General features: G+C 70.0%; 19 protein-coding genes. 13 read left to right on the top strand and 6 right to left on the bottom strand.

The features are described from left to right. Positions 1–99 precede the first annotated feature (99 nt). The 3 genes from Q0Z83_RS08925 (at position 100) to Q0Z83_RS08915 (ending at position 1,774) form a co-directional block, all read left to right on the top strand. Positions 100–1,272: a helix-turn-helix domain-containing protein gene (locus Q0Z83_RS08925; protein ID WP_317793350.1), complete on the top strand. Its 1,173-nt coding sequence runs from the start codon at positions 100–102 to the stop codon at positions 1,270–1,272. Between the two features lie 143 nt (positions 1,273–1,415). Beyond that, on the top strand, positions 1,416–1,583 hold the full coding sequence (locus tag Q0Z83_RS08920) for a hypothetical protein (RefSeq protein ID WP_317793349.1): 168 nt from the start codon (positions 1,416–1,418) through the stop codon (positions 1,581–1,583). 59 nt (positions 1,584–1,642) lie between these two features. Continuing rightward, positions 1,643–1,774 carry a hypothetical protein gene (locus tag Q0Z83_RS08915; RefSeq protein WP_317793348.1) on the top strand — a complete coding sequence of 44 codons (132 nt, stop codon included), beginning with the start codon at positions 1,643–1,645 and terminating at the stop codon, positions 1,772–1,774. Here Q0Z83_RS08915 and Q0Z83_RS08910 read toward each other — a convergent pair. Beyond that, on the bottom strand, positions 1,753–6,243 hold the full coding sequence (locus Q0Z83_RS08910) for a glycoside hydrolase family 2 TIM barrel-domain containing protein (protein WP_317793347.1): 4,491 nt from the start codon (positions 6,241–6,243) through the stop codon (positions 1,753–1,755). The two genes, Q0Z83_RS08915 and Q0Z83_RS08910, sit on opposite strands and share 22 nt — an antisense overlap. A gap of 174 nt (positions 6,244–6,417) precedes the next feature. Here Q0Z83_RS08910 and Q0Z83_RS08905 point away from each other — a divergent pair, with 174 nt between their 5' ends. Beyond that, positions 6,418–6,699: a hypothetical protein gene (locus tag Q0Z83_RS08905; protein ID WP_317793346.1), complete on the top strand. Its 282-nt coding sequence runs from the start codon at positions 6,418–6,420 to the stop codon at positions 6,697–6,699. Positions 6,700–6,708: 9 nt separating this feature from the next. Here the strand turns inward: Q0Z83_RS08905 and Q0Z83_RS08900 are convergent, their stop codons facing one another. Continuing rightward, the gene (locus Q0Z83_RS08900; RefSeq protein ID WP_317797056.1) at positions 6,709–7,650 is read right to left on the bottom strand and encodes a S1 family peptidase; all 942 of its coding nucleotides are present in this window, start codon (positions 7,648–7,650) and stop codon (positions 6,709–6,711) included. A 199-nt stretch (positions 7,651–7,849) separates the two neighbouring features. On the opposite strand from Q0Z83_RS08900, the gene Q0Z83_RS08895 reads away from it, so the two are divergent. Together Q0Z83_RS08895 and Q0Z83_RS08890 are read left to right on the top strand one after the other, a co-directional pair. Further along, a complete protein-coding gene (locus Q0Z83_RS08895) occupies positions 7,850–8,326 on the top strand; it encodes a nucleoside deaminase (protein WP_317793345.1) in 477 nt (158 codons plus the stop codon). Between the two features lie 49 nt (positions 8,327–8,375). Then, the gene (locus tag Q0Z83_RS08890) at positions 8,376–8,864 is read left to right on the top strand and encodes a hypothetical protein (protein WP_317793344.1); all 489 of its coding nucleotides are present in this window, start codon (positions 8,376–8,378) and stop codon (positions 8,862–8,864) included. Here Q0Z83_RS08890 and Q0Z83_RS08885 read toward each other — a convergent pair. Next, positions 8,854–9,726, bottom strand: coding sequence for an alpha/beta hydrolase (locus Q0Z83_RS08885; protein ID WP_317793343.1), 873 nt, complete (start codon positions 9,724–9,726; stop codon positions 8,854–8,856). The genes Q0Z83_RS08890 and Q0Z83_RS08885 overlap by 11 nt on opposite strands. A 53-nt stretch (positions 9,727–9,779) precedes the next feature. Then, the gene (locus Q0Z83_RS08880; RefSeq protein WP_317793341.1) at positions 9,780–10,223 is read right to left on the bottom strand and encodes a PRC-barrel domain-containing protein; all 444 of its coding nucleotides are present in this window, start codon (positions 10,221–10,223) and stop codon (positions 9,780–9,782) included. A 180-nt stretch (positions 10,224–10,403) separates the two neighbouring features. On the opposite strand from Q0Z83_RS08880, the gene Q0Z83_RS08875 reads away from it, so the two are divergent. From Q0Z83_RS08875 to Q0Z83_RS08865, 3 genes are all read left to right on the top strand, one after another. Then, positions 10,404–10,784 carry a YciI family protein gene (locus Q0Z83_RS08875; RefSeq protein WP_317793340.1) on the top strand — a complete coding sequence of 127 codons (381 nt, stop codon included), beginning with the start codon at positions 10,404–10,406 and terminating at the stop codon, positions 10,782–10,784. A 48-nt stretch (positions 10,785–10,832) separates the two neighbouring features. Beyond that, entirely contained in the window at positions 10,833–11,351 is a 519-nt protein-coding gene (locus Q0Z83_RS08870) for a hypothetical protein (RefSeq protein WP_317793339.1), read from the top strand. 128 nt (positions 11,352–11,479) lie between these two features. Continuing rightward, positions 11,480–11,956: a hypothetical protein gene (locus Q0Z83_RS08865; RefSeq protein WP_317793338.1), complete on the top strand. Its 477-nt coding sequence runs from the start codon at positions 11,480–11,482 to the stop codon at positions 11,954–11,956. Here Q0Z83_RS08865 and Q0Z83_RS08860 read toward each other — a convergent pair. Both Q0Z83_RS08860 and Q0Z83_RS08855 read right to left on the bottom strand, forming a co-directional pair. Further along, a complete protein-coding gene (locus tag Q0Z83_RS08860; protein ID WP_317793337.1) occupies positions 11,947–12,381 on the bottom strand; it encodes an SRPBCC family protein in 435 nt (144 codons plus the stop codon). The two genes, Q0Z83_RS08865 and Q0Z83_RS08860, sit on opposite strands and share 10 nt — an antisense overlap. A gap of 45 nt (positions 12,382–12,426) precedes the next feature. Next, entirely contained in the window at positions 12,427–13,086 is a 660-nt protein-coding gene (locus Q0Z83_RS08855) for a hypothetical protein (RefSeq protein ID WP_317793336.1), read from the bottom strand. A 205-nt stretch (positions 13,087–13,291) separates the two neighbouring features. Between Q0Z83_RS08855 and Q0Z83_RS08850 the strand changes: the two genes are divergently transcribed. From Q0Z83_RS08850 to Q0Z83_RS08835, 4 genes are all read left to right on the top strand, one after another. Beyond that, on the top strand, positions 13,292–13,783 hold the full coding sequence (locus tag Q0Z83_RS08850) for a CAP domain-containing protein (protein WP_317793335.1): 492 nt from the start codon (positions 13,292–13,294) through the stop codon (positions 13,781–13,783). 120 nt (positions 13,784–13,903) lie between these two features. Continuing rightward, a complete protein-coding gene (locus tag Q0Z83_RS08845; protein ID WP_317793334.1) occupies positions 13,904–14,908 on the top strand; it encodes a 2-dehydropantoate 2-reductase in 1,005 nt (334 codons plus the stop codon). Between the two features lie 24 nt (positions 14,909–14,932). Then, positions 14,933–16,618: a glyoxylate carboligase gene (gcl, locus tag Q0Z83_RS08840; protein WP_317793333.1), complete on the top strand. Its 1,686-nt coding sequence runs from the start codon at positions 14,933–14,935 to the stop codon at positions 16,616–16,618. 157 nt (positions 16,619–16,775) lie between these two features. Continuing rightward, entirely contained in the window at positions 16,776–17,516 is a 741-nt protein-coding gene (locus tag Q0Z83_RS08835) for a GntR family transcriptional regulator (RefSeq protein WP_317793332.1), read from the top strand. Positions 17,517–17,613 lie beyond the last annotated feature (97 nt).

Below are 17,613 nucleotides of genomic sequence, written 5' to 3'. Positions count from 1 at the left end.
GTGGCCGGGCCGTCGCCGTCCTGGAGTACCTTCGACCCCGGCGGCCGAGTTCCTGCCGCTGTGTCACCCGCCCTGACCGGAAAGCAGGGATGTGAGCCTGTGACCGACCGCTTCGCCGGTGAGCTGAACCGGCTCCGGACTCAGCGCGACCTGTCCTATCGCCGGTTGGCCGCGCTCTCCAGCGTCAGCTCCAGCCACATCTGTGACCTGGAGAAGGGTCTGCGCCGACCCACTCGCGAGATAGCCGCCGCTCTCGACCGGGCGCTCGACGCCCGTGGTCTCCTGTCCGCGGCGCTGCGTGTTCCGATACGCGACGACGTCGAGGGAGAGTTCGAGGCACTGGAGTTGGCTCAGCGTGCGGCTGCTTCGGATGTCAGCGGGGCAGTCCTCGACCGGCTCGACACCATCGCCGACCAACTGGCGATGTCCTATGCCACGACCGCTCCGGCCGAGTTGTTGCCGCGTGTGCGGAGGCATCTGCGCTACATCGATCATCTGCTGGCCGGCCGGAAGACACTGGAACAGCATCGGCGCCTGCTGATCGCCGGTGGCTGGCTGTCGCTGTTGCGGGCCACTCTGCACATCGACTTGAGACAGCGGGCCGCGGCCGCCGCGCATCTGGACACCGCCGCCGCGCTCGCCGATCAGGCCGATCATCCGGAGATCGCCGCCTGGTGTCTGGAGACGCAAGCGTGGGATGAGCTGACGCGCGGAAACTATCGGGCCACCGTCGAATTGTCCCAGCACGCCCAGGCGATCGCCCCGGCCGGTGGGTCGGCGATCGTGCAGGCGACCGCCCAGGAGGGACGGGCGTGGGCGCGGCTCGGCCAGCAGACGGCCACCCGCGACGCACTGGCCCGGGTGGAGTGGATGGCGGAGCATCGCCCGGCCCCGGAGCATCCGGAACATCACTATCAATACGATCCGGGAAAGATGCACAGCTACACCGCGACCACTCTGTCGTGGGCGGGCGACCCGGCGGCGGAACGGGTCGCGCGCGAGGTGATCACCGAACTGGAGGCCGAGGACGCCCGGCCCCGGCGCATCGCGTCAGCCCGGCTGGACCTGGGATTGGCACTGCTCTCCAGCGACCGCCCGCGCCCGGATGAGGCAGCCGCCGAGGCACGCACCGCGATTCGCTCGGGAAACGTGGTTCCGTCCAACTGGTGGCGCGTCGAGGAACTGGTGTCCGGTGTGGTGCATGCGGGCGCGCCGGAAGGCCCGGATTTAGTCGAGGAGGCCACGGCAGCCCGGCCCGCCCGGGGGGACTGACCCACGCTGTCCGCACAGCTGCGGACACCGCAGCACCTCTTGCGGACAGCGAATCCCGCCGTCCGCGCCCTTCGCTCCGCGACGATCGGACCACCAGCGGCACCATGAACCCGCCGCACCGATCCGTTGGGCAGGAGACGTCGATGCTGACCGAGTTGTTGCGATTGTTGTTGTGGCGGCGGCGGGTGCGGAACGCCCGAGCGTGGCGGGAGGCCGAGCGGCGGCAGGCCGCCGAGCGTTCCGGCGCGATCCAGAGGATTCTCGACCAGGCAGTCGGCGAGTCCGATCGTGTCCGGCCGGGTGGGGCATGAATCTGCGGCCGATCCTGACCGTCGGCCCACGGCGGCTACCGGAAGACGGATGGGCCCCCGTGTGGATCGACACCGGCGCCGGACCCGGCTATGTGACTCTGGTGCCGAACCACTGGCTGGCCCTCTCCCCCGCCGACGACGGCGAGGGAGAGGGCGCGATCTACCGGCTTCAGCCCTGCGACGAGGGCTGAGGAGCGCACAGGAGGCGGGCGGCGGCCCAGTCGCCGTGGTCGGCTCCGTTGCCGTCTCCGGAATCGGTGATCCGGAGTTCCAGGCGGGTCCCTCCGGTCACGTCGGCCTCGATCGGCTGGGCCGACGCCGAACCGGTCAAGCGGCCGGTGGAGGCCTTCCGGACACCGTCGACCCAGACCTCGAACGTGATCGAGCCGGAGTTGCCCATCTCATCGTCTACGCCGACGTCGGCGCGGAACGTGGTGCAGGAGCGGCCGGTCAGGTCGAGCGCCACCTTCGACACCGCGTGGGCGCCGAGGCCCTTGTCGTAGACGACACCGCCCAGGGTGAGCGGGCGGCCGTCGCCGGCCGGTTGTTCGGCGTTGCTGCGGTCGCGTTCGACCGGGCCCCAACCGTTCGTCGTCTCCAGGAACGGCAGGTCACTGACCCAGGACGAGCCGGCCGGCAGCGGGGTGCCGACCGTCGCCGAGGCGGTCACCGTGCTGTCGAAACCGGTGGTGGTCGTCGAGGTCACCGACGCGGTCAGGGTGTGCCGGCCCCAGTCGGTTCCGGCGGGGACGGTGATCTGGAACGTCGCGGTCTCGGGGCTCCCGGCCGCCACCTCGCCGAGCGGTACCGAGGCCGGGGTGATCTGCCAGCCGTCCGGTACGTCCAGGGTCACCGCCACGTCTCGCAGCGGTGCGGCACAGCGCGCGTCCACCCGTACCGTCGCGGTGGTGGTGTCTGCCGTGAGGGTGACGTCGGGCGGGCAGGGAGCGGCCGCGGACGGTGACGGTAGGCGACCGTCGGCCAGGGGCCGGAGGATCAGCGAGTAGTCGTAGGCCGCGGTCGGTGACAGCCGGTAGGGAGTGAGGACCGAGTTGGGGGTCTCGCCCATGCCCGTCTCACCGGTTGCCGCGTGCAGGGTCACCCAGCCCTTGTTGCGGACGAAGGGCAGCTGGTGGGCGTATTCGGCGCGGTCCAGGTCGTCGTGGCGGGTGACGCTGACGTCCAGGTCGGCGCCGGTCGGGCTACCCACCAGCAGACCCGTGCGGTGACCGTCGGTGAGGGCGGCCCAGCGGGTTCCGGTGTGGTTGCCGCCGGCCTGCGGACGGGCGTAGGGGACGTACTGGTCGTCGACCGTGCTGCGCCAGACGCCGACGGTGGCGGCGCTGACCCGGTCGTTGTACGTCTCGTGCGGCCCGGTCCCGTACCAGGTGAAGTCGTCGAGCGACTCGGGCACCTTGACCTGGACGCCGACGCGGGGCAGGTAGGGCAGTGCCCCGGCCCGGCTGCCGCGGGCCTGCACCTGATGGTCGAGGGTGATCGTGCCGTTGCCGTCGACGCGGTAGCGCAGGGTCTGCCCGACGGCGAAGACGTCAGCCAGCCCGGGGGCCGCCGCCGTGCTACGGACGGTGACGATCACCTGATCGCCGTCGACCTTCGCGGTGACGTCCTCCACGGTGGTGGCCAGACGGTCGAGGCCGACCTCGTGCCAGATATTGCGGTCGGCGGTGCCCCAGCCGTACGTCTCGTTGCTGGTCGGCGGCCGGTAGACGTCGAGTTCCGGGCCGGCGTTGAGTAGTTCGCGTCCGTCGGCGGCGAGTGAGGTGAGTGCACCGTTCTCGAACCGGTAGCGCCAGCCCTGACCACGAACGGTGATCGTCTTCGAAGAGAGGGAGAGCAGCGGGGCACGGCGGGCGACGGCGGGCAGGATGCCGGGCACGACCCGGCCGCCGGCGGCGAACTGTTCGCGGGCCACGACCCAGCCACGCTCGGCCCAGGGCAGGTCCTGGACGGTCGCGGCGGACACGTTCAGCCAGCGTTCCCGGTCGTGCGGGTTGGCCGGGACCGAGCCCAGGTCGAGGTCGACGCTCTGGCCCGCGGCGAGGGTGACGTCCCGGGTGCCGCCGCGCAGCCGCTTGTCGATCTCGGTCAGTGACCAGGTGAGCCGCAGTCGTCGGGTGCCGGCCGGCTGTTCGTTGAGCACCCGGACCCGGCCGGCCGACACGTCCACGGCGGTGATCCGGATCGGTGAGTGCGACCAGGCCACCTCCTCGGTCTCCGGCTGCAGAACCCGGCCGGAGGAGACCATGCCGTCGGTGCCGGACAGGCTCAGGCCGAGGCTGAGGAAGTCGCCGCGCCGCTGGGACCGGTCGAAGTCCAGGGCGAGGACCGGGTCCGGGCCGGTGCCGTAGATGCGCACGTCGTCGACCAGGCCGCGCCCGGTCCGTACCTTGAGGTCGTCCTGCTGGGTCTCGGCGTTGCGGCCGATGTTGACCTCGTAGAGTCCGGGGTCGATCGCGCCGGTCCGGGCGGTGGTCGCGACCGGCGTGTCGTCGATCCGCAGTTCCAGCTTCGCGCCGTCGTACACGCCGGTGACCCGGTGCCATTGGCCGTACCAGTCGGCGGGCACGTCGGCGGCGGCCCAGACGTTGTTCACGCCGAATTCGAGGGTGTCCTGGTCACGCATCTGCAGGGCGTAGGCGCGGCCCTTCGTGACGATCGGGAAACTGCCCGCCCATTCGCCGGGCTTCACCCAGGCGTCGAGGGTGACCTTCTCGGTGAGGTCGAGGCGCCGGTCGCGGAACACGTCGACGAAGTCGTCGAGGCTGGACAGGCTGATCGCCTTACCGCGGTGGCCGTCGACGAAGGTGGGCTTGCCGACCAGGAACGACTGGATCCGGTTGGCCGACGTGTCGGGGGTCAGGATCAGCGGCTGGCGCAGGTCCTGTTCGGCCCAGTCCCAGACGAAACCGCCCTGCATCGACGGTTCGCGGCGGGCGATGGCCCAGAACTCGTCGAAGTTGCCCATGCTGTTGCCCATCGCGTGGGCGTACTCGCCCATCACGATCGGTTTGGTGCCGGTCTTCGCCTTGTTCTCGACCGATGCCGGGGTCGGGTAGCGGGGGCCGCTGACGTCGGCGAACGGCGCGTCACCGTCGGGTGAGTTCGACTGGTGGTAGAGCGGGCGGGTCGGCTCGTTGGCGTCGGCCCACTCGGCCATCGCATAGTGCGCGGTGCCGAGGCCCGCCTCGTTGCCGGTGTCCCAGAGGATCACGCTGGGATGGTTCTTGTCGCGGGCGATCATCGCCTGGAACCGGTCGGCGAACGCGGCCGCCCATTCCGGTTTCGACGCGAGACAGACGCTCGGGCAGTTCTCCCGCGAGTGGGTCTCGATGTCGACCTCGTCGTCCACGTACAGGCCGTAGCGGTCGGCCAGGTCGTAGAAGTACGGGTCGGCCGGGTAGTGGGAGGTGCGTACCGCGTTGACGTGCAGGCGTTTCATCAGGAACACGTCGTTGCGCTGCGCCTCGCGGGTGACGTGCCGGCCGGTGTCCGGGTCGGTCTCCGAACGGTTGACACCCTTGATCAGGATGCGTTTCCCGTTGACCAGGAGCTGCTTGTCCCGGATCTCGATCTCCCGGAACCCGACCGTCTGCGCGGTGATGTGCGCCGCCCGTCCGTCGGGTTCGAGCAGTTCGAGGGCGAGCGTGTAGAGGTTCGGGTCCTCGGCGGTCCACTGCGCCGGGCTCGTCACCCGGGCGGTCAGCGTGATCCGGTCCTGGTCGGCCGGCTGGGTCATCGTGGTGACGGTCCGCCCGGCGGCGTCCCGCAGCGTGCCGCGCACCGTCCAGCCGTCGTGGGTGGCGCCGGCCAGGTCGATCCGGGCGCTCAGGGTGGCATCCCGGAAATCAGGATCAAAGTCGGTCGTGATGTACGCGTCCCGAAGGCGCACCGGTTCGGTCCGGTAGAGCGTGACGTCGCGGAAGATGCCGCTGTACCGCCACTGGTCGTAGTCCTCCAGGTAGGCGCCGGCACCCCAGCGGTGCACCTGCACGGCGATGGTGTTGCGTCCGGGCTTGAGCAGTTCGGTCACGTCGAACTCGGCCGGGGTGTAGCCGCCCTGGTCGTACCCCGCGTAAACGCCGTTGACCCAGACGAAGTAACCGCTGGTCACACCCTCGAAGCGAAGGAATTCCCGGCCGCCGGCCCAGTTCTTCGGCACGTCGAAGGTGCGCAGGTAGGCGCCCGTCGGGTTGACGTCCTTCGGCACGAAGGGCGGGTTGTCCGGCCAGATCTCCTCCGGGATGTTGCGGAACATCGGGTGGTCCACGAAGTCGGACTGCCAGGTGTGCGGCACGGTCACCTTCGGCCAGCCGGAGCTGTCGAAACCGTCCGCGGCGAACCCGGCCGGTACGTCGTCGGGCCGATCGAAGAGCTTCATCCGCCAGCCGCCGTTCAGGCTGGTCACATACGGCGACCGCGCGTCGTGCGAGGTGGCGTCCCGGACCGCGGTCGCCACGTCGCCGTAGGGCCGCAGGTCAGCGTGCGGGGCCTGCTGCCCCTCGCCGGTCATCCGCGGATCCTCCAGGTAGCGGTACACGTCGGCCGGGCTCTGCGGTCCGGCCGCCGCCTGCGCACCCGTCGCTGGAACCGCTATGAATCCGACAAGAAGCGTCAGAACCGAACCCACGATCCGCCACATTCGGGCTCCCTCCGATGGCACGGCGATCAGACTCGTAACATGTTCGACCAGAACTGAACATGTTCGAAGCGATTGCGACGTTACAACAGAGTCACGGAACATGGAACCGGGTCGATGCGGGCTCATTCGCGGCGGATGACGACGCGCCCGAATCCGAGCGGGGAGCATGACGGCATGCGCTTCATGGCGAACTCGCGCCCCGGACCGGGCGTGACACCCGAACAGCTCAGGATCTTCTTCAAGGAGAACGCGTTCTCCAGGCCGTCCTGGAACCTCGTCCAGCGGCGGGTGGTGGTTCAGGTCGCGGTCAAGACCGGCGACGTCCCCGGCGTCGTGCTGTTCCTCGACGTCGACACCCACCAGGAGGCCGCCGACGTGGTGAACGACCTCGACGCGGTCCGCAAGGGCCTGCTCACGTTCGACCTCGACCCGATCGGCGAGGACCTGCGGCTCTGAGCGGACCGGTCAGCGGCGGCGACGGTGGTGGCCGCGGTTGCGCCTGTTACGGCGACCGGAAGCGATCAGCACCACGACGAAGCCGACCGCCACCGCCGGGATGGTCACCAGGACGACCGGTGAGAACCCGCCGAGGGTCGCGGCAGGCGTCGGGGGTGCAGCCTGGACCGACGATCCATCGGTACGGCCGGACGGCTTGCGGGTCTTCGACGGCGCGGTCGTGGCCGCCAGATCGTCCTTGATCACCGACTTGACCCACGGGGCGATGGCGTCCACCCGGGTGGCGATGTCCGGCCCGGCGTGCGGGCAGTCCGGGCCTCGGCTGACCACGCCGATGAGCACGACCCCGTCATCGCCCTCGGTGAAATACGGCCCACCGGAGTCCCGCTCGCACGGGCTGGTGGTGGCTCGGGGCGCGACCCCGGACAGGCCCATCTCGGTGTCGTCCACCGACGTGACCTCGAATCGCCCGGTGCGCAGCCGGTCGGGGGTCTGCGTGGCCTGTGGGTTCGTGAAGCCGTACCCCACCAGCCTGGCCTTCTGCCCTTCGGCCGGTTTTCTGCTCCCCAGCGTGAGCGGGTCGATCTTGGTGATCGCCTTGTCGATCCGGATCAGGGCGACGTCGGCCTGGCCGTGCTGGACCACCTCGACGACGTCCGCGGTGAACCCGTCCTTGCTGGTCAGATCGGCCCGGCCGACGGCGACGAAGGTCTTCTCGGCGACCGTGTGCGACACCCGGTTGCCGTCGAGGTCGCGGAAGCAGTGCGCCGCGGTGATCACCCAGTGGGGTGAGATCAGCCCGCCGGAGCAGGAGCTGTCACGCTTGCCGCCGTCCGCCGTGGGGATGCCGATCGTGGAGATCTTGACCGCGAACGGATAGCGCCCGTCGGGCACCGCCTCACCGTTGGCGATGGCGTAGGCGGGCGCCGGTAGAGCGGCCGCTCCGATCATCACGGCGGCCACTCCGGCGAGAAATCTCCCTGTCGTTTTCAACGGCTGTGGAGCGTAAACGAGCCGCGCAAGCCCCCGCATGCATGAACCTCCTAGAACGTCTGCCCGGCAAGACGAGCCGGGACGCCGGAAGGTTGCATCACGCAGAGTGGTACGTGACGTGAGCGACGGTCGTTCACCACCGATAGGGTTGAGCCTCATGGGAATCACCGACGACGATCTGACTCACCTCCGCCGCTGCGTCGACCTGGCCCGCGAAGCGGTCGCCGACGGTGACGAGCCGTTCGGATCGGTGCTGGTCGCGGCCGACGGCGAGGTCCTTTTCGAGGACCGTAACCGGGTCCGTAACGGCGACGCCACCCAGCATCCGGAGTTTGCGATCTCCCGGTGGGCGGCGGCCCACCTGACTCCCGAGGAGCGGGCCGCGGCGACCGTCTACACGTCGGGTGAGCACTGCCCGATGTGTGCGGCAAGTCACGGCTGGGTCGGTCTGGGGCGGATCGTCTACGCGGCGTCGAGCGGCCAGCTGGTCGGCTGGCTCACCGAGTGGGACGTGCCGCCCGGCCCGGTGGCGCCGCTGCCGATCGCCGCGGTGGTGCCCGGCGCCCGGGTCGACGGGCCGGCGCCGATCTTCGAGGCCGAGCTGCGTGACCTCCATCGAGGCCGTTTCCAATAGCCGCCCACGCGAGACCCGGCCGCCAGCCATGATGGCTGGGGGTGAAATCATGAAAATCACGACATACGCGCTGGTGGCGGCGCTGTCCACGGCCGGTCTCGCACTGACCGGGACAGCGGCGCGGGCCGAGACCACCTGCGGCACGCAGCACGCGATCGAGTTCGACACGCCCGGGTTCGACACCGATTTCCGGGTCCGGATCTGCATCTACCACGGGTCGTCGACGCGCGGGGCGTACGCGGGCGTCTCGTGGCAGAACGGCGGTGACGACACCACCGACGGGCGCCGCAAGTTCGACCTGCTGGATGTCCATTTCGATCTGCGGCAGGGCACCGAGTCGCTGGGACACGGGTCGTGTGACCTGACCCGGCGGGTGAACAGTGACGAGAGCGCCCTGTTCACCTGCGAGGCCGTGTACCGGGAGTCACCGGTCCAGGGCGGCTGGAGCGCCACCGGGTATCTGCTCTACAACGTGGACCGGGACGGGGCCGGCGACATGCGGGTCGACCTGCCCGGCTCACCCACCGTCAGGAACTGACCGGCTTCTCCAGGGCCGACCGCAGGAACTCGGCCGTCTCGTCGACGGCCTGCGTCACGTAGGGCTCGACGTCGTACAGGTCGATGTGCCGGCCGGCGTCGAGCCAGTGCATCCGTTTCGGGCCGGTGGCCTGCTCGTACAGCGCCTCGGCCAGTTCCGGAGAGCAGTAGTCGTCCTTGCGGCCGTGCACCACGAGCAGCGGCGTACGGGCCAGCAGCGGCGCCGCGCCGAGAGCGTCGAAGGTCATCAGCGAGTGCAGCGAACCGTGGGTGACCCGGTTCTCCCAGTGCTCGGCGGCCGACCGTTCGGTGCCGTAGTAGGCGTACGGCTCGTCGCCGCCCATCGCCGCGGGCGCCCCGCCCGACGCCACCGCCGGCAACTCCTCGTCCCAGCGCTCGATGAACGAGGCGAGCGCCTGCCGGTAGCCGTCCGGGTCGCCGGCCGCGAACCGCGCCGGGCTGTTGTAGGCGCCGGCGATCCCGGCCACCGCCCGCAGCCGGGGGTCGGCGGCCGCGGCCCGGACCGCGTAGCCGCCGCCGAGACAGATGCCGACGACCCCGATCCGGTTCGGGTCGACCGCCTGATGCTCGGCCAGCACGGTCACCGCGGCCCGCAGATCGGCGAGCTTGCCCTGGGTGTCCTCGTGTGCCCGGCGTCCCGCGCTCTGCCCGAAGCCCCGATGGTCGAACGCCAGAGTGGTGATGCCACGCTCGTGCAGGCGGGCCGCGTACAGCCCGGTGACCTGCTCTTTCACCCCGGTGAACGGCCCGGTGAGCACGACCGCGGGCGCACCGTCGCCGGCCACTCGCAGATCACCGGCGAGCGTGAGGCCGTCGGCGTCGAAAGTGATGTGTGTCAGCATGCCTGCGACGTTAATGCGACGGGCCCTCTCGCGAGGACCCGTCACCCGTCGGGTCAGCGGACCGGCGGTAGTCCCGGGCTGCCGGGCAGTCCGGTCAGGCCCGGATACATCGACCCGGGCGGAGCCGCCGGCAGGTGCCCGTAGTGGCCGTAGATCTTCTCGTAGTAGTCCTGCTGGTCGACGAGATCCGGGTCGTAGCCCGGCCCACCGGCGACATGATCCTTCGACGACGTCACGTACACCTCGTCCTCGGTCACTCGCGCGATCGACTCGACCGGAATGAACGACGACTGCGCCCCGAAACCGAGAACGCCGCCGTGTTCCACGCGCAGGAACCGCACATGATTGGTCAGGGTGTCGACCAACAGGTCCGCCACCGTACCGATCTTCTCGCCGTCACTGTCGATCACCGACCGGCCCCGGACGTCCAGGGTCGGATCGGCGATCAGCTGACCGGTGTCGCTCAGCGGCGTCAGTGTGCCGACCGGTTCTCCCATCACAGTCACCTCCCTATACCTACGGGTTACCCCATTTCAGGGCTTTCATGTCCGGGTACGCCGGAATCGGTGAGCGTCCGCAGATCGGTTCCGGGATGATGTCGGATCGAGGCGCGGCCGTTCGTGGAACAGGTGTGCGGCGGCCGGTCGGCCGCCGCCGGCGATCAGAAGGAGACGACGATGCCGGAGTACCTGATCACCTTCAACGACGAATGGGTTCCCCCGCACACCGAGGAGCAGATCAAGGCCAAGAGTGTGACCAGCCGGGCGGTGATCGCCGAGATGCAGGCCGCCGACGTGCTGCTCTTCTCCAACGGCGGCCTCGACAGGTCCACCGCGCTGTTCAGCGTCGAAGCGGTCGACGGGGAGGCGATCTTCAGTGACGGGCCGTTCGTGGAGACCAAGGAGCACCTCGGCGGCTTCGCCGCGATCGACGTGCCCGACGACGAGACCGCCCGGTACTGGGCCGGGCGACTCGCGGTCGCGTTGGAATGGCCGCAGGAGGTGCACCGTTTCGGCGGCCCCGGCGAGGCCCGGCGACTCGGGTCCGGACAAGGCTGACGGCATCCTGCCCGAAGTCGTCCGGCCGGGTCCGGCCATGATGGTGCGATGTCCGAGACGTGGTTTCTGATCAGTGTCGACGCCGGGATGAGCTCGATGCCCTGGCGCATCCGCGCCGATTCGGCACGGCAGATCCGGGAGACGTTCGCCGAGGTCGCGGTCGTCGCGGGGCCGGCCGAGCGCGCCACGGATCTGGCTGCGGGGATCGACGACGTCGACATCGACTCACCGGTCCTGCCCTCGGCGCTGGCCGCGCTGCGCGCGACCCGCGACGCGCAGCGTGACCGGCCGGGTTTCGGGGCGCTCCTCGATCGGGACGTCATCCACCTGCGGGCCCGGGACGACGAGTCGGACGACGACACCCTGCCGGAGATCTATCTGATGGAGCTCGGCCCGGACGGGCATCGGCGTCGCCAGGTGGAGATCTTCCGGGACGGCACCTCGGTCCGGATCCGGCCGGAGGACATCCTGTTCGACCCACCGGCCGACCTGTACGACCCGGACCTGGCCGCACAGGAGATCACCGCCGCCGAGTTCGAGGAGGGCTGGCGCGCGGCGGGCCGGTAGCGGACCGGCCGAACTCCGGGTCCGGCCGGTCCGCGCGGCCGACGACGACGACGATCGGGTCGGCGTCGTCGGCGGCGGCGACCGGTCCGGGCGAGCCCTGGCTCGGGGAGGGCTCTAGGGTTTGCGGCGTGGGTATCTATCTGGTGTCCGTCAGCGCCGCCGGCTGGGCGGAGGGCGAGTGCGGGCCGCTGCTCGACGAGGCGCTCGGCGACCGCGGCCGGCCCGCCTATCCGGGGCCGCCGGCCGGCGCCGCGGATTTCGAGGAGAAGCTGATCCCACCGATGGACGCGTTCGCCGAGGTGTGCGAGCGGCATGGGGTCGGTGACGTCCTGAACGCGTCGCTGCTCGTGCCGGTGGATTTCCCCGGGCTGATCGAACTGCCGGTCGCGACCTCGTTCGACGATGTCACCAACGTGGTCAGCGCGCAGTGGTTGCGGGCCGCGATGGCCCCGATCGCCGCCGAGGCCGGCCTGCCCGGTGACCTGCCGACCGGCCCGCTGGCGCTGACCCTCGCGATCGAGGACCCGCTGCTGTTCTACGTGGCGCTGTTCCGGCAGGCCGCCGAGCACTCCCTGCGGTACGGCTGCCCGCTGACCTACGTCTGAGCGAGGGCGGCGAGCCGGTCGATCGAGGCCAGGAGCCTGTCACCGGTGTTGGCCTCGGCTCGGGGGATGCGGCGTTCGTCGGTCAGGCCGGTCCAGTCGTAGGTGTGGGTGACCCGGGTCAGCGCGGGGCCGATCGGTTTGAGCTCCCACCGCCACAGGTGACCCGGGGTGTCCCGGCCGACCTCGGACGGCTTCCAGGCGATCAGCCGGCCCTCCTCGAACTCGACGACGTGATTCTCCCGCCGGTCGCCGGTGCTGATCGTCATGATGAAGACGTCACCGACGGCGCGCACCCGCTGGCCGACCTCGGCTGAGGTCAGGTTGCCGTTGCCGTCCCAGCTCGGCTGCCGTGAGGGGTCGGCGATGAGTTCGAAGATCCGGTCGGCCGGGGCGTCGACGTCTCGGGTGGCGCTGACGATTCGCATGGTCATTCCCTCATCGAAGCACTGCCGGTCGGGTGGTGGGGACCCTCAGCAGCCGCGGACCGGGACGACCGGGGTGAACCTCTCCTCGGTCGTCTCGCCGTCGGAGCCGTTGAAGACCACGTCGCCGACGCCGTAGCCCGGTTGCAGCTGCCAGCGGTAGCTGCCGCCGGTGACTCCGGCCAGCGGCTTGATCCCCTCGACCTCGGCCCACGACCAGTCGGCGCCGGTCGAGCGGTAGAGCACGTCGTTCTCGATCATGTAGTCGGCGCCGAATCCGGCCGGGATCTCCAGCACCGCGTACCCGGTCTTGGGGTCGCCGTCGGTGTCGATGAAGACGTGCCGGTAGCCGAACTCCTCGGCGAAGGTGGCGGTGAAGACGACCGTCCGGCCGTTGGAACACGCCGAGTAGTCGCTGATCGGCTTGCCGGGTGTCGCGGTGCTGGGCGGTGCGGACTTGCGGACCGACGACGGGGAGAGTTTCGCCGGGCGTGGGACGGCGGTGGTGGCGGCGGCTGACGGTCCGTCGAACGACGGCGGGAGCACCGGTGGGAAGCCCTCGGCCACCTCGACCGGCGCGAACTGCGGCGCACCGGTGTCGCCGACCACGGCTCGGTAGACCACGGCCAGCACGGCGACGACGAGCGCGAGCACTCCCCCGGCCACGGCGAGCGGCCACTTCGAACGGGGCGCACCGTCAGCACTCACGGTAACTCCAAATTGTCTTAAATGATGTTCGATGTCCGACGGCACGGTACACCGGGAACGTTCCCAATCGATATGCGGTCCCATGATCCGCCGCAACCCGACCGAGACCATCACGCACCGTGTTCGCGATCACCGGGGCGGGTGCGGGGCCGAAGTCATCGGTGAGCCCGAAACGCGGGCCTCGTACCACTGAAAGGGTTTGCTCTTGCGCCAGCTTCTCCGCAGCCTCGCCGTGACCGCCCTCCTCGCCCCCGCCGTCGCCGGCGCCCTGACGATGATCGCGACCCCGGCCGAGGCAGCCCCGGCGAAGGCCTCGGAGCAGGCGCTGCAGACCGAGGTCAACCGGCTCACCAACGTCGAGCGCACCAAGCGCGGCTGTGGCGCCCTCAAGGTGAACGCGCAGCTCACCACGGCCGCTCGCGGTCACAGCGGGTGGATGGCGCGGACCGGCACGTTCTCGCACACCGGCGATGCCGGCACGTCGTTCGTCGCACGGGCCAAGGCCACCGGATACGGTCGGCCGTCCGCCGAGAACATCGCGTGGGGGTACCAGACCGCCGCGTCGGTGGTCGACGGCTGGATGAACAGCCCGGGCCACCGCGCGAACATCCTCAACTGCAAGTCGAAGTCGGTCGGCGTGGGTGTCGTCTACTCCGCGAGCGGCACCCCGTACTACACCCAGGACTTCGGTTACTGATTCCGCCAGCGAGCGTGCCCCGGCCGACCATCGGCCGGGGCACGCTTGTTCTTCGCCCACCGATTGCATACTGTACTCCCCATAACGCATACACATCCGTGTGCAAACAGGGGGTGGCCCATGCGAGTTGCAGTGCTCGGAGCCGGTGCCATCGGCGCCTATGTCGGCGCCGCGCTGTGCCGGTCCGGAGCAGACGTCCATCTGATCGCCCGCGGGGCGCACCTGGCCGCGCTGCGGGCCCACGGGGTACGGGTGCTCAGCCCGCGCGGAGACTTCTCCGCACATCCGCACGCCACCGACGATCCGTCGACGATCGGCCCGGTGGACTACGTCTTCCTCGGTCTGAAAGCCCACTCGTACGCCTCGGCCGGTCCGCTCCTCGCTCCCCTGCTCGGCCCGCAGACGGCTCTGGTCGCCGGGCAGAACGGCATCCCGTGGTGGTATTTCCACCGGCTGCCCGGGCCGTACGAGGGGCACCGGATCGAGGCGGTGGACCCGGACGGCGAGACCTCCGCGGTGATGGCACCGGAGCGCGCGATCGGCTGCGTGGTCTACCCGGCCACCGTGATCAAGTCACCGGGGGTGATCCAGCACCTGGAGGGCACCCGGTTCTCCATCGGCGAGCCGGACGGCACGGTGTCGCAGCGGTGCCGGTGGTTCAGCGAGGCGATGATCGCCGGCGGCCTGAAGTGCCCGGTCGAACCCCGACTGCGCGACGACATCTGGATCAAGCTGATGGGCAACGCCTCGCTCAACCCGATCAGTGCACTGACCCGGGCCACCATGGTCGAGATCTGTGAGAGCGCCGGCACCCGCCGGGTCGTCGAGCTGATGATGGAGGAGATCCTCGACATCGCCGCCCGCGTCGGCAGCACCCCGGAGATCTCCATCGCGCGACGCCTCGACGGCGCGCAGCGGGTCGGGCATCACAAGACCTCGATGCTGCAGGACCTGGAAGCCGGCAAACAGTTGGAGCTCGACGCCGTGGTCGCCGCGGTGGTCGAGATGGCCGACATCACCGGGGCGCCTGCCCCCACGCTGCGGACCGTGCACGCCGCGACCGACCTGCTGGCCCGGACCATGGCCAAGCGGGCGCCGATCATCCCCACGCCGGCTCCGGCCTGACCCGTCTCTCGGAGGTCTGAATCCATGCCGAAGATCCCCTGTATGGACGCGGTCGTCGCGGTGCTCGCCTCGGAGGGGGTCGACATCGCGTTCGGCTGCCCGGGCGCCGCCATCCTTCCGCTCTACGCGGCGCTGCGGCGCAGCCAGATCAAACACCTGATCGTCCGGCACGAGGAGGGCGCCACCCACATGGCCGACGGCTGGGCCCGTACCAACGGCCGGGTCGGCGTGGCCATCGGCACCTCCGGGCCGGCCGGCACCAACATGATCACCGGCCTGTACACCGCACACGCCGACTCCATCCCGATGCTCTGCATCACCGGTCAGGCGCCCACCACCAAGCTGCACCAGGAGGCGTTCCAGGCGGTGGACATCGTCGAGATCGCCAAGCCGGTCACCAAGTGGGCGGTCCAGGTCAAGGAGGCGGCCCAGGCGCCGTGGATCTTCCGGGAGGCGTTCCGGATCGCCCGCTCCGGACGACCCGGGCCGGTGCTGATCGACTTGCCGGTCGACGTGGCCCGGCAGGAGATCGAATGGGACGCCTCGATCGACGCGCCGCTGCCGGTGCCGGTGGTCGAGCCGCATCCACCCCGCGTGGAACGGGCCCTCGACATGCTGCTGGCCGCCGAGCGCCCGCTGATCCTGGCCGGCGGCGGGGTCATCATCGACGAGGCCGGCGGGCTGTTGCGGGAGGTCGCCGAGGCCCTGGACATCCCGGTGCAGGTGACCCTGATGGGCAAGGGCGCACTGCCCGAGGATCACGATCTGTTCGCCGGGATGACCGGCATCCAGACCACCCAGCGGTGGGGCAACGCCTCCTTCCTGGAGTCCGACCTGGTACTCGCGGTGGGCGCCCGCTTCGGGGACCGGCACACCGGCGATCTGGAGACCTATCGCGGCGACCGGCGGTTCATCCACGTCGACATCGAGCCGACCCAGCTCGGTAGGGTGTTCGGGCCGGACCTCGGCATCGTGTCGGCGGCCGGGCCGTTCCTGGCGGCGCTGCTCGACGCGGCCCGGCGGCGTGGCACCACTCGTGACCGCGGCGCCTGGGTCTGCACGGTCCGCGGGCTGCGCGAGACGCTGGGCCGCCGGGACGACTTCGACTCGGTCCCGATCAAGGCGCCCCGGGTGTTCCGGGAGATCAACGAGTTCTTCGGGCCGGACACCTACTTCGTCACCGCGATCGGGCTGTACCAGATCTGGTCCGGGCAGTTCCAGCGGGTGTTCAAGCCCCGGCACTATCAGGTCTGCGGCCAGGCCGGGCCACTCGGCTGGGAGATCCCGGCCGCGATCGGGGTCAAGTCGGCGCGGCCGGACGCCGAGGTGGTCGGTGTGGTCGGTGACTATTCGTTCCAGTTCCTGGTCGAGGAGCTGGCCGTCGCGGCCCAGTACGACATCCCCTTCGTGCTGATCATGTTGAACAACGAGTACCTCGGGCTGATCCGCCAGGCGGAGATCGGCTACGACATGAACTACGAGGTGGACATCCACTACGACCGATACGGCACGGACAACGTCAAGATCATGGAGGCGTACGGGTGTGCCGGCCGCCGGGTGCACGAACCGGGCGAGATCGCCGACGCCCTCGCCTGGGCCACCAAGGAGGCCCGTCGGACCAGCCGGCCGGTGCTGGTCGAGGTGATGATCGAGCGGGAGGCGAACACCGCGCACGGCCTGTCCATAGCCGCGGTGAAAGAGTTCGAGTAGATCGCGTCGACAGCCGTAGGGGTGGGCGGTGCAGACCGTCCACCCCTACGGCTGATCCGTCATTGCATCTCGGCGACTGTATGCTATAGCCCAGTTCGATCGTTTCTTTCCGCCTTTCGTTTCTCGCCTTTCGTTTATCGCAGCCGGAGGTATTCCCATGACCGATCGGAGAGGCGCGACCTCGCCAGCCGGCGCGCGACGTTCACTGGGTGGGGCCCGGGCCGCACGTCAGCCCCTGGAGCGGCCGGCCCCGCTGCGCCAGGCGGTCTACGACGCCCTGGCCGAGATGATCATCAATCGTGAGCTGCAACCCGGTGAGCACCTGGTCGAGAACGAGCTGGCCGCCCACCTCGGGGTGAGCCGACAGCCGGTCCGCGAGGCCCTCCAGCGGCTGCACAACGAGGGCTGGGTCGACCTGCGGCCCGCGCTCGGCGCCTTCGTCCACGTGCCCACCGAGGAGGAGGCCGACCAGCTGCTCAGCACCCGCACCCTGCTGGAGGCGGAGTCGGCACGGCTGGCCGCGAAGAACGCGACGCCCGAGCAGGTCGAGCGGCTCCGCGAGCTGCAGCGGGCCGGCGAGCAGGCGCTCAGCGAGGACAGCCAGGTGGCGCTGGTCGAGGCGAATGCGGCGTTGCACGCGCACCTGGTCGACATGTCCGGCAACAAGGTGCTGGCCCAACTGATCGCGATGGTCGACCGCCGCACGCGGTGGTATTACTCGCCGATCGCCCGGACCCGGGGCCGCGAGGCGTGGGATGAGCACGCCGCCCTGATCGAGACGATCGCCGAGGGCAACAGCCGGCGGGCCGGTGAGCTGATGCGCAAGCACACCGAGCGCACCCGCGAGTCGTACCACCAGAGGCGTAAGGAGTCCGGTTCACCGAATTCCTTAACCTGACGGGCGCTGCCGATACGACCGCCCCCACACGGAGATCGACTTCTTGTTCTTGGCCTCTCCCCCCTGAAGGGACGGGGATTCCACTGGGTCACCCCAG

This window comes from Actinoplanes sichuanensis (genome assembly GCF_033097365.1).
GTDB classification, from domain to species: Bacteria; Actinomycetota; Actinomycetes; order Mycobacteriales; family Micromonosporaceae; genus Actinoplanes; species Actinoplanes sichuanensis.
Note: the sequence above shows the minus strand (reverse complement) of the source record. Positions and strands in the feature narration are given on the sequence as shown.

Coding starts and splice junctions, on each gene's coding strand:
- Q0Z83_RS08875 (WP_317793340.1), top strand. CDS start 10,404: ATGCCGGAGTACCTGATCACCTTCAACGACGAATGGGTTCCCCCGCAC.
- Q0Z83_RS08870 (WP_317793339.1), top strand. CDS start 10,833: ATGTCCGAGACGTGGTTTCTGATCAGTGTCGACGCCGGGATGAGCTCG.
- Q0Z83_RS08920 (WP_317793349.1), top strand. CDS start 1,416: ATGCTGACCGAGTTGTTGCGATTGTTGTTGTGGCGGCGGCGGGTGCGG.
- Q0Z83_RS08905 (WP_317793346.1), top strand. CDS start 6,418: ATGCGCTTCATGGCGAACTCGCGCCCCGGACCGGGCGTGACACCCGAA.
- Q0Z83_RS08885 (WP_317793343.1), bottom strand. CDS start 9,726: ATGCTGACACACATCACTTTCGACGCCGACGGCCTCACGCTCGCCGGT.
- Q0Z83_RS08880 (WP_317793341.1), bottom strand. CDS start 10,223: ATGGGAGAACCGGTCGGCACACTGACGCCGCTGAGCGACACCGGTCAG.
- Q0Z83_RS08860 (WP_317793337.1), bottom strand. CDS start 12,381: ATGCGAATCGTCAGCGCCACCCGAGACGTCGACGCCCCGGCCGACCGG.
- Q0Z83_RS08835 (WP_317793332.1), top strand. CDS start 16,776: ATGACCGATCGGAGAGGCGCGACCTCGCCAGCCGGCGCGCGACGTTCA.
- Q0Z83_RS08895 (WP_317793345.1), top strand. CDS start 7,850: ATGGGAATCACCGACGACGATCTGACTCACCTCCGCCGCTGCGTCGAC.
- Q0Z83_RS08910 (WP_317793347.1), bottom strand. CDS start 6,243: ATGTGGCGGATCGTGGGTTCGGTTCTGACGCTTCTTGTCGGATTCATA.
- gcl (WP_317793333.1), top strand. CDS start 14,933: ATGCCGAAGATCCCCTGTATGGACGCGGTCGTCGCGGTGCTCGCCTCG.
- Q0Z83_RS08890 (WP_317793344.1), top strand. CDS start 8,376: ATGAAAATCACGACATACGCGCTGGTGGCGGCGCTGTCCACGGCCGGT.
- Q0Z83_RS08900 (WP_317797056.1), bottom strand. CDS start 7,650: ATGATCGGAGCGGCCGCTCTACCGGCGCCCGCCTACGCCATCGCCAAC.
- Q0Z83_RS08845 (WP_317793334.1), top strand. CDS start 13,904: ATGCGAGTTGCAGTGCTCGGAGCCGGTGCCATCGGCGCCTATGTCGGC.